General features: G+C 69.6%; 12 protein-coding genes. 8 read left to right on the top strand and 4 right to left on the bottom strand.

Annotation, left to right across the window (positions count from 1 at the left end):
• Positions 1 to 119: 119 nt before the first annotated feature.
• Positions 120 to 884 carry an IclR family transcriptional regulator gene (locus tag ABEB03_RS15065; protein ID WP_345647790.1) on the bottom strand — a complete coding sequence of 255 codons (765 nt, stop codon included), beginning with the start codon at positions 882 to 884 and terminating at the stop codon, positions 120 to 122.
• Between the two features lie 269 nt (positions 885 to 1,153).
• Here ABEB03_RS15065 and metH point away from each other — a divergent pair, with 269 nt between their 5' ends.
• The 4 genes from metH to ABEB03_RS15045 all read left to right on the top strand — a co-directional run bounded on the left by metH (position 1,154) and on the right by ABEB03_RS15045 (position 9,408).
• Complete coding sequence (gene metH, locus ABEB03_RS15060) at positions 1,154 to 4,681, top strand: methionine synthase (protein ID WP_345647788.1); 3,528 nt, start codon at positions 1,154 to 1,156, stop codon at positions 4,679 to 4,681.
• 141 nt (positions 4,682 to 4,822) lie between these two features.
• Positions 4,823 to 5,524 (top strand): HAD family hydrolase, encoded by a 702-nt coding sequence (locus ABEB03_RS15055; RefSeq protein ID WP_345647785.1) that lies wholly within the window; start codon positions 4,823 to 4,825, stop codon positions 5,522 to 5,524.
• A 628-nt stretch (positions 5,525 to 6,152) separates the two neighbouring features.
• The gene (locus tag ABEB03_RS15050; RefSeq protein WP_345647782.1) at positions 6,153 to 7,757 is read left to right on the top strand and encodes an ABC transporter substrate-binding protein; all 1,605 of its coding nucleotides are present in this window, start codon (positions 6,153 to 6,155) and stop codon (positions 7,755 to 7,757) included.
• Between the two features lie 67 nt (positions 7,758 to 7,824).
• Positions 7,825 to 9,408: an ABC transporter substrate-binding protein gene (locus tag ABEB03_RS15045; protein ID WP_345648313.1), complete on the top strand. Its 1,584-nt coding sequence runs from the start codon at positions 7,825 to 7,827 to the stop codon at positions 9,406 to 9,408.
• A 132-nt stretch (positions 9,409 to 9,540) separates the two neighbouring features.
• On the opposite strand, the gene ABEB03_RS15040 is transcribed toward ABEB03_RS15045, so the two are convergent.
• On the bottom strand, positions 9,541 to 10,212 hold the full coding sequence (locus ABEB03_RS15040; protein ID WP_010988071.1) for a response regulator: 672 nt from the start codon (positions 10,210 to 10,212) through the stop codon (positions 9,541 to 9,543).
• Between the two features lie 14 nt (positions 10,213 to 10,226).
• Positions 10,227 to 11,135: a RecB family exonuclease gene (locus ABEB03_RS15035; RefSeq protein WP_345647777.1), complete on the bottom strand. Its 909-nt coding sequence runs from the start codon at positions 11,133 to 11,135 to the stop codon at positions 10,227 to 10,229.
• 213 nt (positions 11,136 to 11,348) lie between these two features.
• Between ABEB03_RS15035 and ABEB03_RS15030 the strand changes: the two genes are divergently transcribed.
• The 3 genes from ABEB03_RS15030 (at position 11,349) to ABEB03_RS15020 (ending at position 14,872) form a co-directional block, all read left to right on the top strand.
• Positions 11,349 to 13,145 (top strand): site-2 protease family protein, encoded by a 1,797-nt coding sequence (locus ABEB03_RS15030; RefSeq protein WP_345647774.1) that lies wholly within the window; start codon positions 11,349 to 11,351, stop codon positions 13,143 to 13,145.
• Between the two features lie 61 nt (positions 13,146 to 13,206).
• A complete protein-coding gene (locus ABEB03_RS15025; protein ID WP_028801621.1) occupies positions 13,207 to 14,109 on the top strand; it encodes a tRNA (adenine-N1)-methyltransferase in 903 nt (300 codons plus the stop codon).
• A 187-nt stretch (positions 14,110 to 14,296) separates the two neighbouring features.
• Complete coding sequence (locus ABEB03_RS15020; protein WP_345647771.1) at positions 14,297 to 14,872, top strand: hypothetical protein; 576 nt, start codon at positions 14,297 to 14,299, stop codon at positions 14,870 to 14,872.
• Positions 14,873 to 14,999: 127 nt separating this feature from the next.
• Here ABEB03_RS15020 and ABEB03_RS15015 read toward each other — a convergent pair whose 3' ends face one another.
• On the bottom strand, positions 15,000 to 15,305 hold the full coding sequence (locus ABEB03_RS15015) for a ferredoxin (RefSeq protein WP_345647769.1): 306 nt from the start codon (positions 15,303 to 15,305) through the stop codon (positions 15,000 to 15,002).
• Positions 15,306 to 15,559: 254 nt separating this feature from the next.
• Here ABEB03_RS15015 and arc point away from each other — a divergent pair, with 254 nt between their 5' ends.
• Positions 15,560 to 17,326 (top strand): proteasome ATPase, encoded by a 1,767-nt coding sequence (gene arc, locus ABEB03_RS15010; protein ID WP_095933197.1) that lies wholly within the window; start codon positions 15,560 to 15,562, stop codon positions 17,324 to 17,326.
• Positions 17,327 to 17,459: the final 133 nt, after the last annotated feature.

Genomic DNA, 17,459 nt, shown 5'->3' with positions numbered 1-17,459 from the left:
CCCTCCCGAGGTCGCAGGCGCGTGTGCCGACGGGCCCGGGGCGGGTGTGTCGGGCGCTGTGCGCGGCGCCAAAAGGACGGGCCCCCGGAACGCGCAGGTTCCGGGGGCCCGCGTAGGCGTCAGAAGCGACCGGCGCCCAGGTCCCGGGACACCGCACGCGCACAGTCCCGTACCGCCGCGATCAGGTCGGGCCGCAGCTCGCCGTCCTTGCACACCCGCTCCACCGCACCGGTGATCCCCACCGCTCCCACAGGCATCCGCCGCCGGTTGTGGATGGGCGCGGCGATCGAGGCGACCCCCGTCCAGGTCTCCTCGACGTCCTCGGCGTACCCCCGCGCCCGGGTCATGTCGAGCACGCCCTCGAACTGCTCGAGCTCGCTGACCGTACGCGGCGTGAACGTCTTGCGCTCGGCCTCCAGGACCTCGCTGTGGGCCACCGGGTCGTACGCCGACAGGACCTTGCCGAGGGCCGTGGAGTGCAGCGGTTGCATGGCCCCGACCTCCAGGACCTGACGGCTGTCGTCGGGCCGGAACACGTGGTGCACGATCAGCACGCCCTGCTGGTGCAGCACACCGAGATAGACGCTCTCCCCGCTGGAGCGGGCCAGGTCGTCGGTCCACACCAGCGCACGCGCCCGCAGCTCGTGCACGTCCAGATACGTGGTGCCCAGCCGCAGCAGCTCCGCGCCCAGCTGATAGCGCCCGGAGGCCGTGTCCTGCTCGACGAACCCCTCCTGCTGGAGGGTCCGCAGTATGCCGTGGGCCGTACCCTTGGCCAGGCCCAGCGACGAGGCGATGTCCGACAGGCCCAGCTGCCGCTCGCCGCCCGCGAGCAGCCGCAGCATCGCCGCCGCCCGCTCGAGCGACTGGATGTTCCGTGCCATCGCCGTGCTGCCTCCGTCCCCTTCGACCGTCGGCGCGCAACTCACTGCCGCCGTTCGGCAATGTCGAACACTACCGGTCGTTGCCGATCTCCCGCTAATGGGTGCTCGTCACATGTTCGGTCCGTGCCCGCACCCCGGCCCCGCGCGCCACACCCGTCCGCCCCGTGGACGCCCCTGACCCTCCAGTGGCGCTCCGGGCTACCCTGACGGCGTGCGCCTTCCATGGGAAGCGCAAAGCCGACAGCCGTCGCACTCCAGGGAGCACCTTCATGGCCTCGTTGCCGAACCCGTCCCTTTCGTCCGATCTCTCCGAGAGCCGGAGGCGAACCGACGCCCTCCGAGAGGCGCTGGCCACCCGTGTCGTGGTGGCAGACGGCGCGATGGGCACGATGCTCCAGGCGCAGGACCCCACGCTGGAGGACTTCGAGAACCTCGAAGGCTGCAACGAGATCCTGAACCTCACGCGCCCCGACATCGTCCGCTCCGTCCACGAGGCCTACTTCGAGGTGGGCGTCGACTGCGTCGAGACGAACACCTTCGGCGCGAACCACTCGGCGATGGCCGAGTACGACATCGCCGACCGCGTCCACGAACTGTCCGAGGCGGGCGCCCGGCTCGCGCGTGAGGTCGCCGACGAGTTCGGCGCCCGCGACGGCCGCCAGCGCTGGGTGCTCGGCTCCATCGGCCCCGGCACCAAGCTGCCCACGCTCGGTCACGTCTCCTACACCACGCTGCGCGACGGCTTCCAGGCGAACGCCGAGGGCCTGATCGCCGGTGGTGCCGACGCCCTGATCGTGGAGACCACCCAGGACCTCCTGCAGACCAAGGCCTCGCTGCTGGGCGCGCGCCGGGCGATGGACGCGACCGGAGCGAACCTGCCGCTGCTGTGCTCGATGGCCTTCGAGACGACCGGCACGATGCTGCTGGGTTCCGAGATCGGCGCGGCGCTCACCGCGCTGGAGCCGCTCGGCATCGACATGATCGGCCTGAACTGCTCGACCGGCCCCGCGGAGATGAGCGAGCACCTGCGCTACCTCACCCGCCACTCCCGCATCCCCCTGCTGTGCATGCCGAACGCCGGCCTGCCCGTCCTCACCAAGGACGGCGCGCACTTCCCGCTCGGCCCCGAGGGACTGGCCGACGCCCAGGAGACCTTCGTACGCGACTACGGCCTCTCCCTGGTCGGCGGCTGCTGCGGCACCACCCCCGAGCACCTGCGCCAGCTGGTCGAGCGGGTCCGCGACGCCCGGCCCGGCGAGCGTCGCCCGCAGCCGGAGCCCGGCGCGGCCTCCCTCTACCAGACCGTGCCCTTCCGCCAGGACACCGCGTACATGGCGATCGGCGAGCGCACCAACGCCAACGGCTCCAAGAAGTTCCGCGAGGCCATGCTGGAAGGCCGCTGGGACGACTGCGTGGAGATGGCCCGCGACCAGATCCGCGAGGGCGCGCACATGCTCGACCTGTGCGTCGACTACGTGGGCCGCGACGGCGTCTCGGACATGGAGGAGCTGGCCGGACGCTTCGCCACCGCGTCCACGCTGCCGATCGTCCTCGACTCCACCGAGGTGGACGTGATCCGCGCCGGCCTGGAGAAGCTGGGCGGCCGCGCGGTCATCAACTCGGTCAACTACGAGGACGGCGACGGCCCCGAGTCCCGCTTCGCCAAGGTCACCCGGCTGGCGCAGGAGCACGGAGCCGCGCTGATCGCGCTGACCATCGACGAGGAGGGGCAGGCCCGCACCGTCGAGACCAAGGTGGCGATCGCCGAGCGGCTCATCGAGGACCTGACGGCCAACTGGGGCATCCACGAGTCCGACATCCTCATCGACTGCCTCACCTTCACGATCTGCACCGGCCAGGAGGAGTCCCGGGGCGACGGCATCGCGACGATCGAGGCGATCCGCGAGCTCAAGCGCCGCCGCCCGGACGTGCAGACCACGCTGGGCCTGTCCAACATCTCCTTCGGCCTCAACCCGGCCGCCCGCATCCTGCTCAACTCGGTCTTCCTCGACGAGTGCGTCAAGGCGGGACTCGACTCGGCGATCGTCCACGCGTCCAAGATCCTGCCGATCGCCCGGTTCGACGAGGAGCAGGTCAAGACCGCCCTCGACCTCATCTACGACCGGCGTGCCGAGGGCTACGACCCGCTGCAGAAGCTGATGGCCCTGTTCGAGGGCGCCACCACCAAGTCGCTGAAGGCGGGCAAGGCGGAGGAGCTGGCCGCGCTGCCGCTGGACGAGCGGCTCAAGCGGCGCATCATCGACGGCGAGAAGAACGGCCTGGAAGCCGACCTCGACGAGGCCCTCACGGACCGCCCCGCCCTCGACATCGTCAACGAGACACTGCTCGACGGCATGAAGGTCGTCGGTGAGCTGTTCGGCTCCGGCCAGATGCAGCTGCCCTTCGTGCTCCAGTCCGCCGAGGTCATGAAGTCGGCCGTCGCCTTCCTCGAACCGCACATGGAGAAGTCCGACGCCGAGGGCAAGGGCACCATCGTGCTCGCCACCGTGCGCGGCGACGTCCACGACATCGGCAAGAACCTCGTCGACATCATCCTGTCCAACAACGGCTACAACGTCGTCAACCTCGGCATCAAGCAGCCGGTCTCCGCGATCCTGGAGGCGGCCGAGGAGCACCGCGCCGACGTCATCGGCATGTCCGGGCTCCTGGTCAAGTCCACGGTGATCATGAAGGAGAACCTGGAGGAGCTCAACCAGCGGGGCCTGTCCGCCGACTACCCGGTGATCCTCGGCGGTGCCGCCCTGACCAGGGCGTACGTCGAGCAGGACCTGCACGAGATCTACGAGGGCGAAGTGCGCTACGCCCGGGACGCCTTCGAGGGCCTGCGCCTGATGGACGCGCTGATCAGCGTCAAGCGCGGGGTGCCCGGCGCGGTGCTGCCCGAGCTGAAGCAGCGCCGGGTGCGGGCCGCGGCGAACACGGTCGTCGAGGAGCGGCCCGAGGAGGGGCACGTCCGCTCCGACGTCGCCGTCGACAACCCGGTGCCGACGCCGCCGTTCTGGGGGACCCGCGTCATCAAGGGGATCCAGCTCAAGGAGTACGCCTCCTGGCTGGACGAGGGTGCCCTGTTCAAGGGGCAGTGGGGCCTCAAGCAGGCCCGCACGGGCGACGGGCCGACGTACGAGGAACTGGTGGAGACGGAGGGCAGGCCGCGGCTGCGCGGACTGCTGGACCGGCTCCAGACCGAGAACCTGCTGGAAGCGGCGGTGGTCCACGGCTACTTCCCGTGCGTGTCCAAGGACGACGACCTGATCATCCTGGACGAGCGGGGCAACGAGCGGACCCGGTTCACCTTCCCCCGGCAGCGCCGCGGCCGGCGGCTGTGTCTGGCCGACTTCTTCCGCCCGGAGGAGTCCGGTGAGACGGACGTCGTGGGCCTCCAGGTCGTCACCGTGGGCTCGCGCATCGGCGAGGAGACCGCCAAGCTCTTCGAGTCCAACTCCTACCGCGACTACCTCGAACTGCACGGTCTGTCCGTGCAGCTGGCCGAGGCGCTCGCCGAGTACTGGCACGCGCGCGTGCGGTCCGAGCTCGGCTTCGCCGGCGAGGACCCGGCCGCCATCGAGGACATGTTCGACCTCAAGTACCGCGGGGCCCGCTTCTCGCTCGGCTACGGGGCCTGCCCCGACCTGGAGGACCGGGGCAAGATCGCCCGCCTGCTGGAGCCGGAGCGCATCGGCGTCCACCTGTCCGAGGAGTTCCAGCTGCACCCGGAGCAGTCCACGGACGCCATCGTCATCCACCACCCGGAGGCGAAGTACTTCAATGCCCGCTGAGTGTGCCGCGCGGCACACCGCCGCGCGTCGCAACGCGCACTGATCGGATAAGTCGTACACTGGTCGGTCCACTGCAGGCCGGCTGTCCCTTTGCCGAAAAGGGGCGGCCGGCCTGATCGTCCCTCAAGGAGGTGCGCCCGGATGACCAGTACGGTTCCCGCGCTCGGTACCCGTACGGCCGAAGGCTCCGCCCTGCAGGCCGTGCTTCTCGACATGGACGGCACCCTGGTGGACACCGAGGGCTTCTGGTGGGACGTGGAGGTCGAGGTCTTCAAGACCCTCGGTCACACGCTCGACGAGTCCTGGCGCCATGTGGTGGTCGGCGGTCCGATGACCCGCAGCGCCGGTTTCCTCATCGAGGCCACCGGAGCGGACATCCCCCTCGCCGAGCTGACCGTCCTGCTGAACGACGGGTTCGAGGACCGTATCGGCCACTCGCTGCCGCTGATGCCGGGCGCGGCCAGGCTGCTCGCCGAGCTGGCGGCCCACGAGATCCCCACCGCCCTGGTCTCCGCCTCACACCGCCGGATCATCGACCGCATCCTGGGCTCCCTGGGCCCCCAGTACTTCGCCCTGAGCGTCGCGGGCGACGAGGTGGAGCGGACCAAGCCGTTCCCCGACCCGTATCTGCTCGCGGCCGCGGGGCTCGGCGCGGATCCGGCCCGATGCGCCGTCGTCGAGGACACCGCGACGGGTGTCGCGGCCGCCGAGGCGGCGGGCTGCCGGGTGGTGGCGGTCCCCTCGGTCGCGCCGATCGCACCGGCCGCCGGACGCACCGTGGTCAACTCGCTCGAACAGGTGGACCTGCCCTTTCTCCACGGTCTGATGACGCACATGCACTGACCCGTGCACCGACCGTGCGGAACGAATGCTTCGGCACGGGAGACGGAATCACGCTGCGTGGGAAAAGCGAATACCCTGCGTACCGGCTCGAGGGCCGGAGTGGGCGGGATCGACTCACTCAACGTGTGAATCCGCGCCACCCAGCGTGTTTACCCGAATCGGCGGGAGCGTGGGGCCGAATCCACGGAATTGCCGGACGAGCCCCACAGGGACCCCACAGGAAGCCCACAGAGACCCCCGGGGTGACCCGGGGGAGCCTTCCCGAGGCATGCATTTCCCGACCGGATGGCTGAATTCCGGTACTCGCCAACCCAGTTGCTGCTGTGACGTTCGTCACTTTCCAGGGGGTCGACAACCGGCCCCCCATATGCCGCCATCCGCCAATTCGGGGTGGTCGGCGCGCCCTTGTGTCCCGATTGGTGGAATGCTGCACTAAACCTTCCGCTGTCGGGTTATCGGTGCGTCCGCGCCCGGTTTCGCAGCGTGATGGGGGCTCAACTCCGGTGCCTGCGGGCGGTCGTGCTGGTGCGGACTAATCTCATCGCGAGAACATCGCCGTATCCCCGTGACCCGCCGCACACCCTCGCCCGCGGGCCCGTGGAATCTACAGCTCTGGAGAACTTCGAGCATGAACCGCAAGACTTTGGTGCTGCCGGCCGTGGTCGGCCTGCTCGCCCCTGTGCTCGCCGCGTGTGGTGGGTCCGACGGCGGCAGCAACAGCGGCGATGCCATCGTTGTCGGTACCACGGACGTGTTCACCGAATCGAAGGATGCGCCGGCTCCGGTCGACCCGGCCTACGCCTACGACGTCGGTACCTGGAACATCCTTCGCCAGACCGTGCAGACGCTGATGATCCAGCCGCGCGGCGACGGCGAGCCCGAGCCCGAGGCCGCCGAGAAGTGCGGCTTCACGGACACCGGCAACGAGCGTTACAGCTGCACGCTCCGCGAGGGCCTGAAGTTCGCGAACGGCGACAGCATCACCGCCAAGGACGTCAAGTTCTCGATCGACCGCGCCCGGTCCATCAAGGCCGACAGCGGCGTGTTCGCGCTGCTGTCCACGATCGACACCGTCGAGACGCGGGGCGACCGCGAGGTGATCTTCCACCTCAAGACGGCGGACGCCACCTTCCCGTTCAAGCTGTCGACGCCGGTCGCCGGCATCGTGAGCGCCAAGGACTACGAGAAGAACAAGCTCCGCGACGGCTTCGCCGTGGACGGTTCCGGCCCGTACACCCTGGAGTCCGAGGTCAAGGGCGACAAGCTCGTCAAGGCCGTCTTCACCAAGAACCCCAACTACAAGGGGCAGCTGACGGTGAAGAACTCCAAGGTCGAGATGCGCTCCTTCGACAGCGCCGACGCCATGGGCGCAGCGCTCGAGAAGGGCGACATCGACCTGATGACCCGCTCGATGACGCCCGACCAGATCAACAAGCTCGGCACCGCCACCGACAGCGACATCGACCTCAACGAGATGCCGGGTCTGGAAATCCGCTACCTGGCCTTCAACACCGACGCCCCGACGGTGAAGACCCGGGCCGTCCGCCAGGCCATGGCGCAGATCATCAACCGCGGCGAGCTGGTCTCCAAGGTGTACGGCTCCCAGGCCGAGCCGCTCTACTCGCTCGTCCCGGCGACCATCACCGGTCACTCCAACTCGTTCTTCAACAAGTACGGGGACCCGAGCGTCAGCAAGGCCAAGTCGACGCTGACCAAGGCCGGCATCACCACCCCGGTCAAGCTCACCCTGCACTACACGACCGACCACTACGGTGCGGCCACCAAGCCCGAGTTCCAGGTGCTGAAGAAGCAGCTGAACGACAGCGGTCTGTTCGACGTCAGCATCGCCGGCACGACCTGGGACAAGTTCCGTCCGGCCGAGAAGGCGGGCGACTACGACGTCTACGGCATGGGTTGGTTCCCCGACTTCCCGGACGCCGACAACTACCTGGCGCCGTTCCTCGACAAGGACAACTTCCTCGGTTCGCCGTACACGAACAGCCAGGTCAACAACAGCCTGATCCCGGAGTCCCGGCGCGAGGCGGACCGCCTCACCGCGTCGAAGAGTCTCACCGAGATCCAGGACATCGTGGCCAACGACGTGCCCGTGCTGCCGCTGTGGCAGGGTAAGCAGTACATCGCCACCCGGGACGACATCACCGGTTCGGAGTGGGCGCTCAACTCCTCCTCGACGCTCCAGCTGTGGGAGCTCGGCCGAGGTGTGAGCGGCTGACAGACCTCCCCGCCCCGGGGCCTTCACGGCCCCGGGGCGCCGGGACCCGACGACAAGGCTCATGCACGTGAACATGCGCAAGAAGTGGCCGGTTCTGTCCATAGCGACGGGGCTGGCCGTCGGCGTTCTCACCGGATGCGGCTCGGACACGGGCGGCTCCTCGGGCGACGGCTCCGCCATCGTCATGGGAATGTCGGACGACGTCCTGGCGACCGACCCCGCATCGGGCTACGACCCCGGCTCCTGGCTGTTGTTCAACAACGTGTTCCAGTCGCTGCTGAGCTTCCCCAAGGGCGGCACCGAACCGGAGCCCGAGGCGGCCGAGGACTGCGCGTTCACCGACACGGCGACCACCGTCTACAAGTGCACGCTGCGCGACGGGCTGAAGTTCAGCAACGGCGACGCGCTCACCTCGAAGGACGTGAAGTACTCCTTCGACCGCCTGCTGAAGATCGACGACGCCGCCGGACCGGCGATCATGTTCCCCATGCTCGGCTCGGTGCAGACCCCGGACCAGAAGACCGTCGTCTTCCACCTCAAGTACGCCGACGCCACCTTCCCGAGCAAGATCGCCTCCGGCGCGGGCTCGATCGTCGACCACCGGCAGTACTCCTCGGACGGACTGCGCAAGGACAACCAGGCCGTGGGCTCGGGCCCGTACAAGCTGGACTCGTTCAGCAAGGACAAGGCCGTCTTCTCCGTCAACGACAGCTACCGGGGCAACGCCGAGGTCAACAACACCGGTGTCACGCTCAAGTTCTTCCACGGCGACCAGGCCGCCCTGAAGGACGCGCTGCTGAGCGACCAGGTCGACCTCGCCTACCGAGGCCTCTCCGCCAACGACATCGCGGACATCGAGGGCGACACCACGACCGGCATGGGCATCAACGTCGTCGAGGGCAACAGCGCAGAAGTCCAGCACCTCGTCTTCAACATGGACGACCCGGTCACCGGCAAGCTGGGCGTGCGCAAGGCCATCGCCTACCTCCTCGACCGCGAGGCCCTGGTCAGCCAGGTCTACGAGGACACGGCGACGCCCCTCTACTCGATCATCCCGGCGGGCATCACCGGCCACAACACGTCCTTCTTCGACACCTACGGCGCCCGCCCGTCGAAGTCCAAGGCCCAGGCCGCGCTGCGCTCCGAGGGCATCACCGGCAAGGTGCGCCTCACCCTCTGGTCGACCCCCTCGCGCTACGGACCGGCCACCGACCAGGAGTTCGCCGCGATCGCCAAGCAGCTCGACGCCAGCGGGCTGTTCGACGCGACCGTGAAGTCCGTCCCGTACGACGAGTACGAGGAGGACGTCGCCAAGGGCAAGTACGGCGTGTACGTGAAGGGCTGGGTGCCGGACTACCCGGACCCGGACAACTTCACCGCCCCCTTCTTCGGCAAGGGCAACGTGCTGAGCAACAACTTCACCAACAGCACCATCACCGGCCACCTCATCCCGAAGACGGCGGCCGAGAGCGACCGCGCCTCCACCGACGCCGACTACGGCAAACTCCAGGACGTGGTGGCCGACGAGCTGCCCATGATCCCGATCTGGCAGGCCAAGCAGTACGCCGTCGTCCGCGACAACGTCTACGGCCTGGAGTACTGCCTCGACGCCTCGACCGTCTTCCGCTTCTGGGAGATCAGCAAGGGCTGACCGCGACGCGCGGCCGGCCGTGCGCGGTCCGCGCGGACGACGAAGGGCGCCCCTGTCCGGATCTCTCCGGACAGGGGCGCCCTTCGTGCCGTCGAGGTGCGGCCGCCCGCGCGCCGCTCCAGGTGTGCGGGCCTACTGCGCGCCGGGGCGCACCAGCCCGCTCTCGTAGGCGTACACCGCCGCCTGCACCCGGTCGCGCAGCCCCAGCTTGGTCAGGACATGGCCCACATGCGTCTTGACCGTGGTCTCGCTGACGAACAGGTCGGCGGCGATCTCCGCGTTCGACAGCCCGCGGGCAACCAGCTTCAGCACCTCGACCTCGCGCTCGGTCAGCGTGTGCAGGGTGTCCGGCACCGGCTCGTCGCCCGACGGCAGATGGCCCGCGTACTTGTCGAGCAGGCGGCGCGTGATGCTCGGCGCGAGCATCGCCTCACCGGCCGCGACCACCCGGATCGCCTGCACCAGCTCATTGGCCGGCGCGTCCTTGAGGAGGAAGCCGCTGGCGCCCGCGCGCAACGCCTCCACCACGTACTCGTCGAGGTCGAACGTCGTCAGCACGAGAACCTTCGCCGGACCGTCCCGGCCGGGACCGGTGATCTGCCGGGTCGCCTCGACACCGTCCATCCGCGGCATACGGATGTCCATCAGAACCACATCGGGCTGCAGGGCACGGACCTGGTCGAGGGCCTGGAGGCCGTCTCCGGCCTCGCCGACGACCGCGAGGTCCTGCTCCGCCTCCAGGATCATCCGGAAGCCGGTGCGCAGCAGCGGCTGGTCGTCGACCAGTAGGACGCGGATGGCCACGTAAGTCTCCTTCGCTAGTCCGGCCCCATTCTGCCCTGCTCGGTACCACCGGACTGCGGCGCCCTGACAGGGAGCGGATACGGCGGGGGAGTACCGCCGAATTCCGGACACACGGCCTGGTGGTCGCACCAGCCACAGAGCTTGGTCGGCCGCGGCCGCCAGTCGCCCGTCTCGGTGGCCTGCCGGATCGCGTCCCACAGGGCCAGCAGCTTGCGCTCGACGCGCTCCAGGTCGGCGATCACCGGGTCGTACGTCAGCACGTCACCGCTGCCGAGGTAGACGAGCTGGAGCCGGCGCGGCACCACCTGTTTCAGCCGCCACACCACCAGGGCGTAGAACTTCATCTGGAACAGGGCACCCTCCGCGTACTCGGGGCGGGGGGCCTTGCCCGTCTTGTAGTCGACGATCCGGACGTCGCCGGTGGGCGCCACGTCGACGCGGTCGATGATGCCGCGCAGCTTCAGCCCGGAGTCCAGCCGCGCCTCGACGAACAGCTCCCGCTCGGCGGGCTCCAGCCGCGTCGGGTCCTCCAGCGTGAACCAGCGCTCCACCAACTGCTCGGCCTCACCGAGCCAGCGGGCCAGCCGCTCGCCCTCCGGGTCGTCGGCGAACAGCTCCGCGACCTCCGGCTTGGTCTCCCGCAGCCGGTCCCACTGCCCCGGGATCAGCGACTTGGCGCGCGGCGCGGTCCGGTCGACCGCCGGGGCGTCGAAGAGCCGTTCCAACACCGCGTGCACCAGCGTGCCGCGCGTCGCCGCCTCGCTCGGCTTCTCGGGCAGCCGGTCGATCACCCGGAACCGGTACAGCAGCGGACACTGCATGAAGTCACTGGCGCGCGAGGGCGAAAGCGACGCGGGCGGCGCGGCGGCCGGGCCTGTGGGGCTGTCGGCGCCCGTCCCCGTGCCCTCGGTGCTGGTTTCCATGACGAAGACCTTACGGCCCGCCACTGACAGTGCCGCACCCCTGCGCGGCCGTGAGTGGACGGCCGTGACGGCAGAGGGCCCGGGTGCGGGCGAAGGCGCGGAAAACGGAGGGGGTGCCGGGGCGGAACGCATCGCGACGGCCGCATACCATCGACCAGAGACCCTCCCGTTCCGCAGGACCGGGGCGGGGGACGCTTCGAACGAGGGGACATCGTGGACGAGAGCGGCGGGAGCGGGCAGCCGCGTACCGACGAAGCGACCGAGCGCCACGAGAGGCCTCCGGCCTCGCCGGGGCCGGCCGCGGACGCCCCGCGCCCCGGACCGGCAGCGTCCGACCCGCACGGCGGGCCGGAGCCCGCGGCACCGGGCGGCGACGAGTCCCGGCCCCCCTCCGGCGCCCCCGGCGCGGACACGGCGGAGAACGGCGGCCCGGGAGCCCGCGCGTCCGCCTCGGACAAGCCGGCCGGAAGTGCCGGGGACGGCGCCACGGGCGGTGCCTCGCGCGGCACGGACGACGAGGTTGCCGGGAGCGCTCCGCGCGGTGCCGGGGACGGCTCCGAGGCGTCCGGGAAGCGCTCCCGCACCGACAGCTCCGAGCCGGCCGGCGGCACCCCCGACCCGTCCGAGCGCGACACCGCCACCGAAACTCCCGACGGACCCCGCGCCCCGTCGGGCGCGGTGCGCGAGGCGCGGTCCGGCGGCGACGACTCCGACGACGCCCCCACGAGCATCCTCACGAAGCCGGCCGGCACCGCCGAGCCGCGGGAGCACCCGGCGTCCGCCGCCCCGGTGGAAGAGGCCCGCACCCGCGCACGGTCGGAGGGCGGCGGGGGCCGTCCCCCGCGGCGCGGCCGGGAGCCCGGCGGCGGACTGCTCATGGGGCGGCCCTTCGGCGTCCCGGTGTACGTCGCGCCGAGCTGGTTCCTCGTGGCCGCATTGATCACCTGGGTGTTCGGCGGCCAGCTCGACCGCGTGCTGCCGGAGCTCGGCGCCGCCCGCTACCTGGTCTCCCTCTTCTTCGCCGTCGCCTTCTACGCGTCCGTACTGGTCCACGAGCTGGCCCACACCGTCGCCGCCCTCCGCTTCAAGCTGCCGGTGCGCCGGATCCAGCTCCAGTTCTTCGGCGGGGTGTCGGAGATCGAGAAGGAGGCCGAGACCCCGGGCCGGGAGTTCGTGCTGGCCTTCGTCGGCCCGTTGCTCTCCCTCGTCCTGTCCGGCGTCTTCTACCTGGCCATGCAGACCGTCGAACCGGGCACCGTACCGGGCGTCCTGCTCGCCGGCCTGATGATCTCCAACCTCATCGTGGCGGCCTTCAACCTGCTGCCCGGCCTGCCCCTCGACGGCGGCCGCATGCTCCGCGCCGTGGTGTGGAAGCTCACCGGCAAGCCGATGAGCGGTACCGTCGCCGCCGCCTGGTTCGGCCGGGCCCTCGCCGTCTCCGTACTGATCGGGCTTCCCCTGCTCACCCAGTCCGGAATGATCGGAGACGCCCCGGACGACATCGGCGGCATGGACACCGTCACCGACGCCCTGCTCGCCGCGATCCTCGCCGCGATCATCTGGACCGGCGCGGGCAACAGTCTGCGGATGGCCCGTCTGCGCGAGCACCTGCCCGAGCTGCGGGCCCGTTCGCTCACCCGGCGCGCGGTCCCGGTGGAGACCGACACCCCCCTCTCGGAGGCGCTGCGCCGCGCCAACGAGGTCGGCGCCCGCGCCCTCGTCGTGGTCGACGCCGACGGCGAACCGCTCTCCCTCGTCCGTGAGGCCGCCATCGTCGGTGTACCGGAGCACCGTCGGCCCTGGGTCGCCGTCAGCGGCCTCGCCCAGGACCTGACCGACGGGATGCGGGTGTCCGCCGAGCTCGCCGGCGAGGAACTCCTGGACGTGCTCCGCGCGACGCCGGCCACCGAGTACCTGGTGGTCGAGGAGTCCGGCGAGATCTACGGTGTGCTGTCGGCCGCCGACGTGGAGCGCGCCTTCGTGAAGGCGATGGCGCGGCACCCGTCCTAGGGCTCCGCCCGTCTCCCGCGGACTGGTCGGTGGCCCCCGCCGGGACCGGTAGGCTGTTCACATGTCCGAACCGACCGGTGCCGCCCGCAGGCGCGGGCCCTTCAAGGTCGGGGACCAGGTTCAGCTGACCGACCCCAAGGGCCGCCACTACACGTTCACGCTCGAAGCGGGGAAGAACTTCCACACCCACAAGGGTTCCTTCCCGCACGACGAGCTGATCGGCGCTCCCGAGGGCAGCGTTGTCCGCACCACGGGGAACGTCGCCTATCTCGCGCTGCGCCCCCTGCTCCCCGACTACGTCCTGTCCATGCCCCGCGGCGCCGCCGTGGTCTACCCCAAGGACGCGGGGCAGATCCTGGCCTTCGCCGACATCTTCCCCGGCGCACGCGTCGTGGAGGCGGGGGTCGGCTCCGGCTCGCTCAGCAGCTTCCTGCTCCGTGCCATCGGAGACCAGGGCATGCTGCACTCCTACGAGCGCCGCGAGGACTTCGCCGAGATCGCCCAGCAGAACGTGGAGCGCTACTTCGGCGGCCCGCACCCCGCCTGGCAGCTCACCGTGGGCGACCTCCAGGACAACCTGTCCGACACGGACGTCGACCGCGTCATCCTCGACATGCTCGCCCCCTGGGAGTGCCTGGAGGCCGTCTCCAAGGCGCTCGTCCCCGGCGGCATCCTCTGCTGCTACGTCGCGACCACCACCCAGCTCGCGCGGACCGTCGAGTCCATCCGCGAGATCGGCTGCTTCAACGAGCCGACGGCCTGGGAGTCGATGATCCGCAACTGGCACATCGAGGGCCTGGCCGTCCGCCCGGACCACAGGATGATCGGCCACACCGGCTTCCTGCTCACCGCCCGTCGTCTCGCGGACGGCGTCGAGCCGCCCATGCGCCGCCGCCGTCCCGCCAAGGGCGCCTACGGCGAGGACTACGCCGGCCCCAACGCCGACGGTGGAGCCGCCCGCTGACGCGAGCGGTACACACCCAACGCACCACGAACGTGGCCGAGTTCCCGGGAGCGCCCGGGAACTCGGCCACGGCCGTTTTCTGTTGACACGCAGCCAGAAGTACGGACCCCGCCGTTCCACCACGGTGTGACGTGTGGCACCATGCGGGACACCCCCACCGGCACAGCCCTCACGGGAGACACTCCTAGTGCAGCAATCCGCCGTCCCGGAACTGGCACACACGCACACCAGCCCCATCCAGTGGGTCGCCACGGCCACCGCCATCGCCGGTGTGGTCGCGCTCTCCTCCGTCCTGCAGCCCGACTCCGCGACAGCGGCCCAGCCGGGCCCGGGCGCCAGGACCGCGGCGGCCCCGGCGGCGGCTCCCGACCCGACCGGCGTCGCCTTCCCGATCGAGTGCGGCCCGGCCAAGGCCCTCGTCCAGAAGAAGGCGTCCGGCGACCTCGACGGCGACGGCCGCCCGGAGACCGTGGCCGTCGTCCGCTGCGACGCCGGCTCGGGCACCCCGCCCAGTGGCGTCTACGTCCTAACCCAGGGCAGGGGCGAGAAGAAGCCCCGAGTCGTGGCCACCCTGGTCGATCCCAAGGACCGGCTGAGCGTCACGGACTTCGCGGTGCGCGACCGGGCGGTCACCGCGACCCTCCTCGGCTACTCCTCGGCCGACGTACCGAGTTGCTGCCCGGATGTGAAGGACCTCGCCAAGTGGCAGTGGAAGGGCGGCGCTTTCGTCCGCTCCACCCCGTCCGAAGCACGGAGTGTGTGAGCACACTCCGTGTAGTCCCGGCGTCGTCCCGTCGTGGCCCCGACCGGTTCCGAACAAAAAAGAACACCCCCCGCGGGGCGGGGGGTGTGAGAAACCGGACAGCGGGTGACCCGGAGTGCCCGGGTGGTCACTCCGCGTCGGGACCGTAGACCTCGACCCTGTCCGAAACCCGACGTACGTGGATGCACTCGCCGGGACACTCCTTCACGGAGTCCTGCACGTCGCGCAGAAGCGGCAACGGCACGGGCGTTGTGGCGCCGGGGGCCTGGAGCAGCTCGTCCTCGGGACTCTTCACGTACGCCAGACCGTCGATGTCCAGCTCAAAGACCTCCGGGGCGTACTGGGCGCAGATCCCGTCGCCGGTACAGAGGTCCTGATCGATCCAGACCTCGAGCGCCTCGCCGTCAACCCCGGCCTCCTGCTGCACGGTCATTTCTCCTGCCGTTTCCTGCGTCGAGCGACCCGAAGCGGCTGCAAGTCGGGCCAGCTCTGACGGGTGTTGAACACTTCGACCCTACCTCCGTCCGCTTCCCAATCATGTTGGGTGGGTATTCCCCTGGCGTGAGGGAGAGCGCAAGGGTGAAGATCGGACACACCCCGACAGTCTTTGTGATCTAGGGGTTTCAATCGACACCCACCCAGGTAGGGTCTGGAAGCGTCCAGCTCCCCTTGGAGGAGGTGAGGACCGTGGCAGCCCACGACGACGACATGAACCGCGGCATCCGCCCGGGACGGGGGTCCGATGACCCCGCCGGACAGATTGCCTACCTTGAGCAGGAGATCGCCGTCCTGCGACGCAAGCTCGCCGACTCTCCGCGTCACACGAGGATTCTCGAAGAGCGGATCGTCGAGCTGCAGACCAACCTGGCCGGCGTGTCCGCACAGAACGAGCGACTCGCGAACACGCTCCGTGAGGCCCGCGACCAGATCGTGGCCCTCAAGGAGGAGGTCGACCGGCTGGCACAGCCGCCGGCGGGCTTCGGTGTCTTCCTCACGGCGAACGAGGACGGCACGGCGGACATCTTCACCGGGGGCCGCAAGCTCCGGGTGAACGTCAGCCCCAGCGTGGAGCTCGACGAGCTCAGGCGCGGCCAGGAAGTGATGCTCAACGAAGCCCTCAACGTGGTCGAGGCCATGGAGTACGAGAGCGTCGGCGACATCGTCACCCTCAAGGAGATCCTGGAGGACGGCGAGCGCGCCCTCGTGGTGGGGCACACCGACGAGGAGCGGGTGGTGCGGCTCGCCGAGCCGCTGCTGGACGTCACCATCCGTCCCGGCGACGCCCTGCTGCTCGAACCCCGTTCCGGCTATGTCTACGAGGTCGTCCCGAAGAGCGAGGTCGAGGAACTCGTCCTCGAAGAGGTCCCCGACATCGGCTACGAGCAGATCGGCGGCCTGGGCAACCAGATCGAGATGATCCGCGACGCGGTCGAGCTCCCGTACCTCTACCCCGACCTCTTCAAGGAGCACGAGCTGCGGCCACCGAAGGGAGTCCTGCTGTACGGGCCTCCCGGATGCGGCAAGACGCTCATCGCCAAGGCCGTCGCCAACTCGCTGGCCAAGAAGGTCGCCGAGGTGACCGGTCAGGCCACGGGCAAGAGCTTCTTCCTCAACATCAAGGGCCCCGAGCTCCTGAACAAGTACGTCGGTGAGACCGAGCGGCAGATCCGCCTCGTCTTCCAGCGTGCCCGGGAGAAGGCCAGCGAGGGTACGCCCGTCATCGTCTTCTTCGACGAGATGGAGTCCCTCTTCCGCACCCGTGGCTCGGGTGTCAGCTCGGACGTGGAGAACACCATCGTCCCGCAGCTGCTCGCCGAGATCGACGGTGTGGAGGGCCTGCAGAACGTGGTGGTGATCGGCGCCTCGAACCGCGAGGACATGATCGACCCCGCCATCCTGCGGCCCGGCCGGCTCGACGTGAAGATCAAGATCGAGCGTCCGGACGCCGAGGCGGCGAAGGACATCTTCGGGAAGTACCTCACCCAGCGCCTCCCGCTGCACTCCGAGGACGTCGGGGAGCACGGCGGCGACAAGGCGGCCACCGTCCACGGCATGATCCAGACCGCCGTGGAACAGATGTACGCCGAAACCGAGGAGAACCGCTTCCTGGAGGTCACCTACGCCAACGGTGACAAGGAAGTCCTGTACTTCAAGGACTTCAATTCCGGCGCGATGATCGAGAACATCGTCGGCCGAGCCAAGAAGATGGCGATCAAGGACTTCCTCGAACACAACCAGAAGGGTCTCAGGGTCTCCCACCTCCTCCAGGCCTGCGTGGACGAGTTCAAGGAGAACGAGGACCTGCCGAACACGACGAACCCGGACGACTGGGCCCGGATCTCCGGAAAGAAGGGCGAACGGATCGTGTACATCCGTACCCTCATCACCGGAAAGCAGGGCGCGGACACCGGACGCTCCATCGACACGGTGGCCAACACCGGTCAGTACCTGTAAAAGACAGGGCGGCTGCGGGTGCCCTTCATGGGTACCCGCAGCCGACTGTTTTGCGGGGCACGGCTGGAGCACAGCAATGACGCAAATGATCTCCCCACCAGCGCAGAGGCGTTCTAGGCTCTTTCGTACCGCC

It is taken from the genome of Streptomyces siamensis (assembly GCF_039543605.1).
In the GTDB taxonomy this organism is placed as follows: domain Bacteria; phylum Actinomycetota; class Actinomycetes; order Streptomycetales; family Streptomycetaceae; genus Streptomyces; species Streptomyces siamensis.
This window is presented reverse-complemented; position numbering and strand designations above follow the sequence as displayed.